The organism is Pseudomonas sp. GW823-FHT04A03 (genome assembly GCF_058796615.1).
This window is the reverse complement of the sequence record NZ_JBXAIV010000002.1, coordinates 530,260-542,960: the sequence shown is the minus strand read 5'-3', so window position 1 is coordinate 542,960 and position 12,701 is coordinate 530,260. Positions and strand designations below refer to the sequence as shown.

Genomic DNA, 12,701 nt, shown 5'->3' with positions numbered 1-12,701 from the left:
TTCAGTTTTGCGCCCGATCGGGCGTCTCGGATTTAGTGTTGATTGCTACGTTTTGTTGGCGCGCGCCGGCTTGTTTAAGCTCTGCGACCCACTGCGGGTCGGCGTCGCCGATTTCGTTGTTCACAGGCAGATATCGTTCAGGAAACTCCCAGATCAGCACCTGTGGCGGGCTGTTCTTGAAGTCATCGCTTTTCAGGTAGCTGAGCATCGGCAGGATCGGGCCGTGGCCGTCTTCGGCGTAGTTGACGACGTCACTGTGCAGCGCCTGCTTGAGCGCACCGACGAAGTTCCAGTTGGGGTTGGCGCTGTAGCTGGTGCCGATCAGCGCGACCGGCACTTCGCTGTTGGCGAACAGCGCATCGTCACCGGCAGGCTGCTCGGCGGCGGCCATGGTGTTGCGCTTTTGCAGCGGCTCTTGTGCCGGCATCAGGTTTTCGAACAGCGGATCCAGCGGCAGGAACAGACGCAGGTCGCCCTTGTGCGTGACCTTCTCGGCAGGCGTGGTAACGAAACGCTGCGGCTCGCCGCTGAGCGGGAACTTGTCAGCGATGGTCTTGGCCAGGGTGTTGGCGGCGATTTCCGCGCCTTCCGGGGTCCAGTGGGTGTCGGTGCGCAGGAACACTTGCTGACCGTTCTGCTTGGCGGCTTGCAGCGGGCCGAGCAGGTCGGGGGCAAGGATCTTGTCCGCCGCGACACGGGCGTGGAAGTCCTGATAAAGGTTGGCGTGGATGCTCGCCGGTTTTACTTCACCCAGGTGTTCCGGGTACAGACGAACCTTGGCCGGCACGATCGCCATCACCAGTTTCACGCCTTTCTCTTTCAGGGTCTGGCGCACGCCTTCGACCAGCGCGTAGTTGCCTTGCAGGTTCAGCTCTTCGTTGACGATCGGGTTGAATTCCTCATCGCTGTACAACCACTGATCGCGACCGAGCACCACCCCCGGACGACCTTCGTTGAACAGTTTGAAATCCAGTGCGGCCCAGAGGTTGGTGCCCAGGCGCTTGATCGGGAATTCATCGTCGTAGTGGGTTTCCACGGCTTTGGTCCAGCGGCCGTTGAGCACCGTCGCATCGGCGTTGGTGCTGAAGCCGAAGAAGCTGCGCACCGACCACAGACCGAGCACCAGCAGGGTCACCAGAAACAGCGCGATGTAGAAGATGCGTAATGAGCGGGTCATGTCAGATCCCTCAGAACTGGAAGTAAAGGAACGGCGAGAAGCTTTGCGCCGAGAGTTTGAGAATCGAGGCGATGAACAGCAGCAGGATCACGGCGCGCATTGCGTAGCGCGACCAGTCCGCCGTCCAGTAGGCCGGTTGCACCTGGGCGTCGACGCCGACGGTGTAGCCAGGCTCGTGGATGCTCGCCGGGTTTTCGCCAGGCGCAGCTTTGATCATTCCCGGGGTCGCGGTGGCAGGGCCGTTGGCCTCAACGTTGACTTCAGGCTTGGTCTTGGCAGGCGGCTGATTGGTGTACAGATCACGCAGGCCAAAGAACGCCAGGGTCACGTAAGCCACAACGAGGGTCGCGACTTGCAGGCCGGTGAGGCTGGCCTGATTGAGTTCCGACAGCGACCAGTCGCCGAAGCTGAACATTGCGCCGTACATACGGCCGGCAACGTGCAGGTTTTCGGCGCGGAAGATCACCCAGCCCATGACCACCAGCAGGAACGTCAGCGCCCAGCGGATCGGGTTGAGGCTGCGCGGCGAGGTATTCAGGCCCAGCGCTTTTTCAATCGCCAGCCACATGCCGTGCCATGCACCCCAGACGATGTAGGTGATGTTCGCGCCGTGCCACAGACCGCCGAGCAGCATGGTCAGGAACAGGTTGCGATAGGTCATCAGCGTGCCTTTGCGGTTGCCGCCGAGGGTGATGTAGAGGTAGTCACGCAGCCAGGTCGACAGGCTGATGTGCCAGCGGCGCCAGAACTCGGTGATCGACTGGCTGATGTACGGCTGTTTGAAGTTTTCCATGAAGCGGAAACCCATCATCAGGCCCAGGCCGATGGCCATGTCGCTGTAACCGGAGAAGTCGAAATACAGCTGCGCGGTGTAGGCCAGCGCGCCGAGCCAGGCATCGCCCGTGGTCGGGTTTTGCAGGGCGAAGCAATGGTCGGCCACCACGGCGAGGGTGTCGGCGATGAACACCTTCTTGATGAAACCCTGCATGAACCGCGTGCAGCCCTCGGAGAACTTGTCGAGGGTGTGGGTGCGGTTGTTGAACTGGTCGGCCAGGTCACGGAAACGCAGCACGGGACCGGCGATCAGGTGCGGGAAGATCGCCACGAATGCCGCGAAGTCGATCAGGTTGCGGGTCGCCGGGGTATCACCACGGTAGACGTCGATGATGTAGCTGATCGACTCGAAGATGTAGAACGAGATACCGATCGGCAACAGCACATGGGTCAGGATGAACGGCTCCAGACCGACCGACGTCATCATCGCGTTGATGCTGTCGACGCCGAAGTTGGCGTACTTGAAGTAGCCGAGGATGCACAGGTCCACCGCCACGCCGAGCAACAGCCAGCGCTGGGCCGGTTTGGTGCGCACGCCGGCGGCGCCGACTTTCAGGCCGATCCAGTAGTTCCACAGGGTGACGCCGGCGAACAGCGCCAGGAAGTCCACCCGCCACCACGCGTAGAACACGTAGCTGGCGATCAGCAGCAGCAGGTTGCGATAGCGTTGCCCGCTCAGGTAGTACAAGCCGAGAAAGATCGGCAAGAACAGAAACAGGAACACGTTGGATGAAAATACCATCCCGATCTCTCCATGTTTGAACCAACAGTCAAGGGCCAAAGCCCCCCCAAACCCCCCGTGGTGTTGGAGGGGTGAAACAGTCCTGCGATCGTTCCCACGCAGACGGTTCGACGCCTCGACGTGGGAACGATCAGCCGATCAGCGATTAACTGCCTTTGTTACCTTTCTCGTGCGAAGGGTCATAGACCTTGGTCAGGTCGCCGCCGAGGCGAAAGGTCTTGAACGGCTGCATCCCGTGCTTCTTCTCGATCACATCCGGCGAACAGGTGTAGAGGGTGCAGAACGGTTCGAGCCAGGCGAATTTCATGTCCTCTTTCAGATCGGTCATGTCCTGTTCCTTGCCGTTCTTCTTCTCGAAGTCCTCGGGATCTTTCACCCCGGCCAGCACCCGATCACCCAGACGTTTCAGCGCGCCGTTGTTTTCCTGACGCAGATCCACGCCGTTGACCTGGGCGAAACTGGCGATCATCGCCAGCGGCGGCAGGGCGTAGTTGTGATAGGCGAGGGCGCGTTGCTGACGCTTGAGTTCGTTCGGCAGATAACCGTCGGCATCGACCTGATTGACCCCGACCTTGTATTCCTTGACCGCCCAATCGAACAGGTCGCGGCGGTTGGTCGCGACGGAGGTCGCCATCACCGACCATGCCGCCCAGTACGAGTGGTTGTTGGTTTTTTCCAGCGGCAGGTTGTCCCAGTCGCTGACCACCTGATCGGCCATCTTGCTGAACCAGGCCTCGATCAACTGCGCTTCCTGCTGGTGCTGGGCCAGCGGATGGGAGTCGGAGAACTTCAGGCGAATGTACGAAGAGGCCATGCTGCCCAGCGCCCATTTGCGCATCGACTTGCCGGTGTGGTTGAAGTCTTTCGACATCAATGCATCGGCCTTGGCCCATGCGGTCAACCAATTGAGCGTGCAATCGAGCTGTTCCGGACGACCGTCGCGCATGAACTGCATCACCCGTTTGGCGGTGCCGCGCTCCAGGGTGGTGATGTCTTTGGTGGTGTCGCGAAAGGCCTTTTCCGACTGCACGTTCAGCGTCGCGCGGGCCTTGTCCGAGCCTTCGTATTTGCTGCGAAATTGCAGCGGCCCGGTGTAGGGCGCCGGCATCGCATCGCAGCCTTCGCTCTTGTCGCCGGTCTTGAATTTATCCACAGGCGCAAAGTAGCCCTGAGGAGGACGCAGTGGCGCGGCGGCCTGAGTGGCCCCGGCGAACATCGCCAGGCTCAGGAGCGTCGGTGCCAGTAAGGATTTCAATTTCGGATTTCGCATAGCAGACCTCATTGCCCGACCTGAGCGGTTTGTTGCCCAGCGCCCGGGAATACGTTGCGTTTGCAGATTTTCGCTTCGACTTTCTGTGGCGCGGTGCCCGCTTCCGGGCCCTGGACTTCGACTGCCAGCAGGTTTTGCGAGGCCCAGTCTTCGTCCGTGCGCAGTTCAAAGGCGAAACGACCGTCGGTGTCGGAGGTTTCCGGTTTCTCGATCTTGATGTCCTCGTGGCGACCGTTCATGTACCAGAGGGTGGCTTGCAGGGTTTTCACCGAGGTGTCGGCGAAGCGGATGTCGACCTGATGGCTGCTGTTCTGCAGATTCAGGTTCTTGCTGTTGACCAGCAGTTCTTGTTTGCTGCCCGGCTTGAGCGTGGTGCTTGCGGACATTTGCGCGTCTTTGCCTTCGCAACCGTTGTCGAGCAGGGACATCATCTGGCGATAGATGGTTTCCTGGTCGAGGCGGTACAGCGGCGAGAATTCCCAGATGAGAATCTTCGGTGGCGTCTTCTGGAATTCGTCGCTGCCCAGGTACTGCAACATCGAACCTTCCAGACCGCCGCCGGGGAACGCGACGTTGAGAATGTCGGCGCCGATGGCTTCTTCGAGGAACCCGGCGAAGTTGTAGTTCTTGCCGCTGTGCGAAGTACCCACGAGGGTGATCTGTGGGTTGCCGGAATCGCCGAACAGGTCGCCGTCACCCGCTTCACCTTTCGGCTCGGTGGTGAACTGATCCATGTACTGGATCGCGTAACTGGTGCCGCACAGTTGCCCGGCCATGTTGTGCAGGGTGCCGGTCTTGCCCATGCGTCCGGAGCGTTTGGTTTCGAACTCACGCTTGGGAATGTCGGCGAAGGCCGGGATCTGCTTGACCTGCTCGGCGACGATTTTCGCCGTGCGCTGGGCACCGTAAGGCGTCCAGTGCTGGTCGCCACGGAAGTAGAAATCGTGGGCGGGCAGGGTGTCCGGTAGCGATTCGTTGGTCAGCGGCGACAGGTCCGGCACCACGTAACCCATCTTCGCGAAACGGCCGAGCATGGTCTTGTAATTGCCCAGTGCTTTCTCGTAATCGAACGCGGCTTTTTCTGCCGGGTTGAGCTTGTTGCGGTTCACCAGGCCTCGGGTCGGCTGGTAGACGATCACCAGTTCGACGCCTTTGGCCTTGAACGCATCGTGCAGCTGTTGCAGGCGTTTGTAGCCGGCCGGGGTGGTGTTGAACTCGGTGCGCAAATCTTCCTGGGTCCGGAACAGCCAGTCGCCCTGCGCTTGTACCAGGGTGGTGAAGTTCTGCTGGTAGCGAGTGGTGTAGTTCTTCGCGTCGTGGGCGGCCGGGCACAGGCTGCAGCACGGTTCGGCGGTGAACTGCGGCGCTTTCACTTCGTCCGCGCGGGCGCCGTTGCTGGCCGCCAGAATGCCCACGGTCAGGGCCGACAGGCTGAGTAATTTGATCAGGTGTGGGTGCATAAAATTGTCCTCAGTCCCGCATTTCGGTCTGGCGTTCGACAGGGTCGATCAGCACGGCTTTCTGCTGGCGCACCAGCAGGTCGAGAATTTCATCCTGGCGCTCGCCGAGGATGCCGTTGAAGCTGATGCCGCTGGATTTGGTCGGCGCCAGCATCGACACGCGATACAGCTCGACACTCAGGGGCGAATCGATCGACAGCGGGCCGCTGCCGTTGGCCGCCAGTTCACCGCCGACCACGATCAGCGAGACCTGGGCGTCGAACGGGTCGAGCTTGATGTCACGGTCGGTGTCGGTCAGGTCCTTGATGTGCCCGTAGACGCCGGTCAGGCCGTTGGCCATGGCGACGTTTTCGTAGAGGCGGATGTTCACGCTGTTACGAATGCGGATGCCGTGGCGCTTGTTGCTGATGACCTTGTTGCCCCACAGCAGGTTGTCGGCGGACTCGTAGAGGGTGATGCCGTCGGTGTGGTTCTTGTAGATCTCGTTGTAGGCAATGATGTTGTTGACGCTGTTACGGTCGATCACCAGGCCCGAGAGGTGGTTGTCGTAGCTTTTGTTGTTGAAGATGAAGCTGTCGTTCACCTCACGGGAAATGATGATCCCGTGCTTCTTCTTCGTGCCGTACACCGTGTTCTCGGCAATGATCAGACCGTGGGAACGGTCGTGGGGGTCGATGCCGTAGACGATGTTGTCCTTGTAGGTGTTGCCCTTGACCACGAAGTCGCGGGTCTCGTAGCAGTAGAAGCCGTACCACATGTCCGAGAACTCGGAACCGACGATCCAGCCGGTCGGCTCGGGACGCTTGAGCACCTTGGCCATGTTCGGCGTGTACTGGGAAATACTCACGCCGTAGGACTTACTGTTGGCGTAGCCGAAGCTGGCCATCTTGCTGTTGACGATGTAGGTCTCGGTGCCGCCCCAGGCCAGCAGGAACGGGCGGAACTCCTTCGGCGAACGGAAGGTTGCCGGGCCGTTTTCCTTCTCGCGCCAGCCGGTGACCTTGGTGTCACGCACGAACAACTGGCCGTCGTTGACCAGGAACGAACCGGCCTCCTGGGACAGGCGCAACTCCTGGGTCTGGCCGTCGATTTCGAGGATGCCTTTGCGGCCGACCACGATCGGCAGCTTGGCCAGATACACGCCCGGTGAGGTTTCGCTGAAGTACTGCTTGGGCAGTTTCTGCGCCAGCTCTTTCAGGTTCATGTAGCCGTCGTCGACGAAGATCGCCTGCGGGATGCCGTGCTGACGCACCACCCATTCGGCCATCTTGTTGTCGCCGCCGATGAAGTCCTTCAGGGCGTCTTCCTGCATCATCCGGCGCACGCTGATCTTGCCCGGTTTGCTGCGCACGATTTTCGCGGCGGCGGCTTCGGCGGTGTAGCCGGAGAGGTCGGGCAATTTCGGCTTGGCCAGTTCCAGCGCTTCGGTCGGCGCGCTGCTGACGGTGTAGGTCTTGGCCTGTTGCAGTTCCTTCGCGGTGGTCACAGGCTTGGCTGGCTCCACGTTGGCGAAGGCGCCAGCCGAGGCCAGCAGCATTGCGCCGGCCAGCAGGCTGAGTGAGCCTTTGCGGGCACTGTTCATGTCGGGCACTCCCTTGGCGGTCAGCATCAGAAGCGCCAGATCACGTCGATGAACGCGCGGTGCATGTACGAATCGACCTGGCTGCCATAGGCATCACCCGGCTTGAACACGCCGCCACGGAAACGCACCAGCGCCGAAGGCTCGTCGATCGACTGGCTCAACGCCGCCGGCAGCAAGCCTTGCTTGAAGTACTTGGTGACCACCAGATCCATTTCCTGGCCCAGATCCTTGTTGCCGTCCTGCAGTGGCAGCGAGGTGCTGGAGAGGATCGCGCCGGTCACGTCGTCGGTGTTGTTTTCCACGGCGTTGATGCCGTTGCTGCCCACCGGCTTGTTGCCGTCCACACGCCAGAACTTGTGGTAGATCAGGCTGGCGTCGTACTGGTCGTTGAGCATCCAGGAACCGAACAGGGTGGCGGTCTGCATGTTGTTCATTTCGCCACGGAAGGCCTCGCCGAAACGGTGAACCCGCGAGCGAGTACCGGTGTAGTTCGAGCGGTTGCTTTCCAGGCCGTTCTGTTCGTAATCGGCGCTGGCACGGGCATATGCCGCACCGACCTGCCATTGCGGATCGAGGCGCAGACGCACACCGATGTCGGTGGCCCAGCCGTCGACGTTGTCGCTGCGCTTGGCCTGGGCCGGGCGAGTGCCATCGGCGTTGAGGGCGTTGACCGTGTCGCGGTCGCCGCTCATGCCGGTGATGCTGCCCCAGTAGTTGACGGTGTTGGTGTTGCGCCAGTTGTAGGCGTCGCTGTCGGCGGTCAGGCCGAGCCAGCTGATGTCGCCGTTTTCTTTCTTGTCCAGCGAGTCGCCAGCCACGCCCGGCTCCGGATAGTCGAGCTTGCCGTCGTCGTGGGTGTGGTGGCCGCGAATGCCGACCCAGTTGCCCGGCGTCCACTGATACGCAGCATCGGCGTAGGCGTGCAGGCGATCCTTGTCTTTTGGCGCCAGCTCCTTGAGGTCGGTGCGGTATTCGCTGAAGCGTTCGGCGACACCGGCGTTGGCCCGCAGCAGAGTGGTGTCGAAGGTCCAGTTCAGGGCTTCGATGTTGGTGTCGCGCCACTGGCCGTCGTCGTTGCGCAGGCGCTGGCGACCGAACTTGAGGATCTCGCCGGGGTAGGGCGTCAGGCCGCTGTAGCCGACCCAGAATTCGCGCATCGCCAGGTAGTTTTTCTTGGTCTTGCGGTCGCCGTTGTCGGTGGTCTGGGTGCCTTCGCTGTCGGACTGCTGCAGGGTGTCGGTCTCGATGATGTCGGTCGAGGTCACGGCCTGGCCCATGGCGTAGGCGCTCCACGCGCCGCTTTCGCCGTAGACCCACGGACGCAGGTCGAGGCCGACGCCGTTGACGTCGCCGCCGCTGGCGGTGCCGAGGTCGCGGTCGTCTTCGGACTGGCCGGTGATTTTCACCTCGAGGCCGAAGTTCTTCGATTCAGTCATCGCGGCCAGGGTCGGGCAAGACCAGATCAGCGCGAACGTGAGGCCAATGCCGGCCTTCACAAAGGGATTCAATTTCATAATTTTTCCTCGCCGTCTTCTTCTTGCAGGGCGTGCAGTTGCAGCGTGTTCTGGCTCAGGGCACCACGGGTCGCCTGTTCCTGTTGCAGCAGGCGCTGGGCTTCGGCCAGACGCTCGGGCGGCAGTTGCGCGGCGAGGGTGGTCGCCAGCTCATCGGCTTGCGGAGTGTTTTGGGCTTTTGCCAATTGGCTGAACACGTAGGCATTGAGCGGGTCGGGCTTGGTGCCCTTGCCTTGGGAAAACAGCTGGGCGATGGCGAAGTCGGCGCTGTTCTGGCCGTTGCGCGCAGCGGTCAGCAGATGGTCGAGGGCCTTCTGCGGATAGACCTTGCCTAGGTAGCCACGGCGGTAGATCTGGCCGAGGTAGTAGTCGGCGGCGACTTCGCGGCCGACGGCTTTCTGGAAATGTTCCTCGGCGACTTTCGCATCGGCCGGGACCAGTTTGCCTTCGTAGTAGAGCTTGCCCAGCAACAGTTCGGCGCGCGGCTGGTCAGCGGCGCGGCCGTTGTCCAGGTACTTCATCATCTGGTCGGTGTCGCCCAGTTCCGGGAAGTCATACAGCAGTTGCGCGAGGGTGACCCACGACGCCGGGTAGCCCGGAGCGATCGGTTCGAGCAGCGACTGCGCGGTTTTTTCGTCGGTCTTGCCCAGGGTCGAATCGGCCAGCACACGGGCCACCGAATCCACCCGCTGGGCGCTGACGGTGCCGCGGCTGTAACCGGCCTGCAGCTGCTTGATCAGCTCGGCCTGTTGCTCCGGCGCGCCACGTTTCTGATAGACCGTGGCCAGCTCGACGTAGCAGATGTCGGTGGTGTTGAGCGCGGCTTTGCAGATCTTTTCCACGTCATCCAGGTGCTGGTCGTAAGTGCCCTGGGTGCGATACAGCAGTACCTGAGCGAGACCGGCTTCCGGGTAACCGGATTTGCGCCATTGATCGATCTGCTGCTGAGCGTTGATGTTCGGGAAGCTGTGCGGGTATTGCAGGTACAGCATCGCGAGCGGGATCAGCGTGTTGCCTTCGCCACTGGCGGCGGCTTTCTTCAGCAGGCTTTCGGCTTCCTGATGCTCGGCTTCGGTGGAGCCGGGCTTGGCAACCAGCAAGCGGCCGAGTCGGGCCTGGGCACGCGGCGAAACACTGGCGGCGGCGCGGTAGGTGGCTTCGGCCTGTTTCATCTGTTCCGGGTCGCGGCTGTCGACCTGAATATCGGCGAGGCCCACCTGGGCTTCGCTATAACCCAGATCGGCCAGCGCACGGTAGTTCTGCGCGGCGGTCGCGGTGTCACCGCGCTTGAGCGCTTCGTTGGCCAGACGCTGATCGGGCAGGCCGGCGCAACCGGCCAGGGCGATTGCCATGGCCAGCGTCAGCGGGACCGGCAGGATTCTGATAGGGCTCGTCACGGGCATGTCCTCGACTTAAAGACCGGCAGCCATGGCTTTGTCGATCAGCCAGTTCAGGTTCGGACCACGGTCGCTGTTCACTTCCACCGGGCGGCCGGCGAAGCGGCTGTCCAGCGGCTCGTCAGGCTGGATCTGCACGCGGATGTCGGAGGACAGGTCAGCGCTTTTCAGGCTGGTGCTGCTGACGATCTTGCCGGTGCGGGTCTTGTCTTCGCCGGCAATCTGGAAGCTCACCGGGGTGCCCGGACGCACGTCGCCGAACTGGCGATAGGAGAAGCGTGCATCGACGGTGGCCTGGGTGTTGCGCGGTACCAGCGAGAAGATCACGTCGCCCTTGCTCGCGTACTGACCGTCGGCCACCAGTTGCTGGGCCACGGTGCAATCGCACGGCGAGGTCAGGGTGCCGGTCATCTGCTTGCCGAACAGTTCTTCAACCTTGGCCGGAGACAGTTGATCTTCTTCCAGATGGCCCTTGAGTACGTCGAGCATGCTGGTGCTGAACGTCGCCAGCGGTGCGCCCTTGGCGGCGACGCCGTCGGACTTCACCAGGCTCTGCACGGTGCCGTCGCGCGGCATGGTGATGTTCATGCCCGGCACGCTGACCAGACCGGCCTGTGCATGGCTGACGAAGTACATGCTGTACACCGATTTGAAAATGAACCCCGCTGCCACCAGGCCGACCGCGAACACACCGGCGCTGAAGGTCACGGCTTTCAGGCGACCGAACGGGGTCATGCCGTGGCCGCCGTCCTTGACCTTGCGCGCCTTGGTGAAGTTGTCGCGCTGCAGGGTCGCCAGCACTTCGCCGATGCTGACGATGTCGCCGGCCAGGTGCGAAGTGATCAGGTGGCGCAGGGTCGAAATGTCCTGCGGTTCGAGGTTCTGGAACTGGCAACCGGCACGGCCGGTCTGGCGGTCGAAGGAGCGCACCTGCAGCTCCACGTCCATGGCCAGGCCGAGGTTGTCGATGACGAATTGCAGACGCGCCTTGTACACCTCGCCGACGGTCAGCGGCAGTTGACCGGCATTGAACGCCAGGCCTCCGGCAGACAGGTCGATGACCCGCGCCTCGACGGGCGTCCGGTCAGGGCCGAAGAACCGCAGCTTGGCCGGGATTTTGACCCGGGCGTGCTGGCGCTGGGCTTCGGATTCATGCACTACGTTGACGTTGACGGCGGTATTCATAGGGGCGATTTCCTTGTTAATTCAAGAGGGGGCGGGTCAGACCATCATCAGCAGCACGGCGACGAAAATGCTGCCGGCGGAGAAGGTCATGGTCCGAGACGACCAGGTGTTGAACCAACGTTGAAAGCTGGCGAGATCACGGGTCAGGGAAGTGGGTTGTCGGGTCCAGGATTGTTGGTCGAGGCGGAAAAACACGTAGATCTTCACCAGCGCGCCGACGATCTGGTTGTAATAGAGAATTGCCGGGTAAGCCGGTCCGATCCGGTGGCCGGAGCACGACAGCAGCAGCGTCAGAATCAGCCGGGTGATGCCGATCCACAGCAGGTACACCAGGATGAACGCGGTGCCGTACTTGAAGCTGGCGATGATTGCCACGGTCAGGCCGAGCAAGGATGTCCACATCGAAACGCGCTGGTCGAACAGCACCACCGAGGTGAAGGCGCCAAGGCGTTTCACACCCAGGCCCAGAGCCCGGGAGTTCTGCCGCAGGTTGTTGCCGTACCAGCGGAACATCAGTTTGCGGCTGGCCTTGATGAAGCTCTTTTCCGGCGGATGTTCAACGGTGTTGATCGCCGCATCCGGCACGTAGAAGGTGTCGTAGCCCAGGCGCATCAGGCTGAACCAGCTCGACTTGTCGTCGCCGGTGAGGAACTTGAAACGGCCCAGACGCCAGTGTTGCAGCGAGTCGCTTTCGACGTCGGCGATGAATTCCGGGTTGGTGACCACGGTGGCGCGGAACACCGACATGCGCCCGGTCATGGTCAGTACGCGCTTGGACAGGGCCATCGAGCACATGTTGATGTGGCGCTGGGCGAAACGCAGCTTGTGCCACTCGCTCATGATGTAGCCGCCGCGCACTTCGCAGAACTCGTTGGTGGTCAGGCCGCCGACGTTGCCGAACAGCTGGAACCACGGCACGGTCTTGCGCACGGTGCCTTCGCCGAGCACGGTGTCGCCGTCGATCACGGCGACCACGGCGCGGTCGTCCGGCAGGTGGCGGGAGATCGCGCGGAAACCAAACGCCAGGCCATCACGCTTGCCGGTGCCGGGGATGCGCACGAAGTCGAGCTTCACGCGTTCTGGCGGATTCATCCGCGCCCACAGCGCCTTGACCAGCAGCTCATCGGACATTTCCACGATGGAGCAGACCACGGTTGTCGGCAACTCGCAGTCGATGGCTTCGCGGATCACCGAGCTGTAGACCTGCGCGGTGGTCAACGCGTCGATGCGAAAACTGGTGACCATCAGAAACACATGCGACGGGTCCGCCGCTTTACCCAGCTTGCGAACCTTGCGGCGCAGGTGCGGGTAAACGATGTAGAGAAAAATCATGCCGCGCACAAAGTGCGTTGCACCCATCGAGTAGCGCCAGATACCCACGGCGCCAATCAGGAAAATGAAGTCCTTCGACTCGGAGTCGAACGTGGACGTGGGCAGCATCAGGGCCAGGCCCATCAGCAGGCTCAGAAACAAAAGCCAGCCGGCGGATTGCAGAAAAAAATGTTTGAGCTTGGACATGACCGTCATCCGAAGGTGATGG

The 12,701-nt window shown here is 61.8% G+C and carries 9 protein-coding genes; all 9 read right to left on the bottom strand.

Annotated elements, in window-relative coordinates; all coding sequences use genetic code 11:
* Position 1 precedes the first annotated feature (1 nt).
* Entirely contained in the window at positions 2 to 1,177 is a 1,176-nt protein-coding gene (locus AC1Q9F_RS08420; protein ID WP_492619571.1) for an alginate O-acetyltransferase, read from the bottom strand.
* A gap of 10 nt (positions 1,178 to 1,187) precedes the next feature.
* Positions 1,188 to 2,753, bottom strand: coding sequence for an MBOAT family O-acyltransferase (locus AC1Q9F_RS08415; protein WP_492619572.1), 1,566 nt, complete (start codon positions 2,751 to 2,753; stop codon positions 1,188 to 1,190).
* A 145-nt stretch (positions 2,754 to 2,898) separates the two neighbouring features.
* A complete protein-coding gene (locus tag AC1Q9F_RS08410) occupies positions 2,899 to 4,023 on the bottom strand; it encodes a mannuronate-specific alginate lyase (RefSeq protein ID WP_492619573.1) in 1,125 nt (374 codons plus the stop codon).
* 8 nt (positions 4,024 to 4,031) lie between these two features.
* The gene (locus AC1Q9F_RS08405; RefSeq protein WP_492619574.1) at positions 4,032 to 5,483 is read right to left on the bottom strand and encodes an alginate O-acetyltransferase; all 1,452 of its coding nucleotides are present in this window, start codon (positions 5,481 to 5,483) and stop codon (positions 4,032 to 4,034) included.
* Positions 5,484 to 5,493: 10 nt separating this feature from the next.
* A complete protein-coding gene (gene algG, locus AC1Q9F_RS08400) occupies positions 5,494 to 7,065 on the bottom strand; it encodes a mannuronan 5-epimerase AlgG (RefSeq protein ID WP_085608181.1) in 1,572 nt (523 codons plus the stop codon).
* A gap of 26 nt (positions 7,066 to 7,091) precedes the next feature.
* The gene (locus tag AC1Q9F_RS08395) at positions 7,092 to 8,579 is read right to left on the bottom strand and encodes an alginate export family protein (RefSeq protein WP_085608137.1); all 1,488 of its coding nucleotides are present in this window, start codon (positions 8,577 to 8,579) and stop codon (positions 7,092 to 7,094) included.
* Positions 8,576 to 9,982, bottom strand: coding sequence for an alginate biosynthesis TPR repeat lipoprotein AlgK (gene algK, locus AC1Q9F_RS08390; protein ID WP_207985095.1), 1,407 nt, complete (start codon positions 9,980 to 9,982; stop codon positions 8,576 to 8,578). Before algK ends, AC1Q9F_RS08395 begins: the two co-directional genes overlap by 4 nt.
* A 9-nt stretch (positions 9,983 to 9,991) precedes the next feature.
* A complete protein-coding gene (locus tag AC1Q9F_RS08385) occupies positions 9,992 to 11,161 on the bottom strand; it encodes an alginate biosynthesis protein Alg44 (RefSeq protein ID WP_007957311.1) in 1,170 nt (389 codons plus the stop codon).
* Positions 11,162 to 11,197: 36 nt separating this feature from the next.
* Complete coding sequence (gene alg8, locus AC1Q9F_RS08380) at positions 11,198 to 12,679, bottom strand: mannuronan synthase (RefSeq protein WP_007957312.1); 1,482 nt, start codon at positions 12,677 to 12,679, stop codon at positions 11,198 to 11,200.
* Between the last annotated feature and the right edge of the window lie 22 nt (positions 12,680 to 12,701).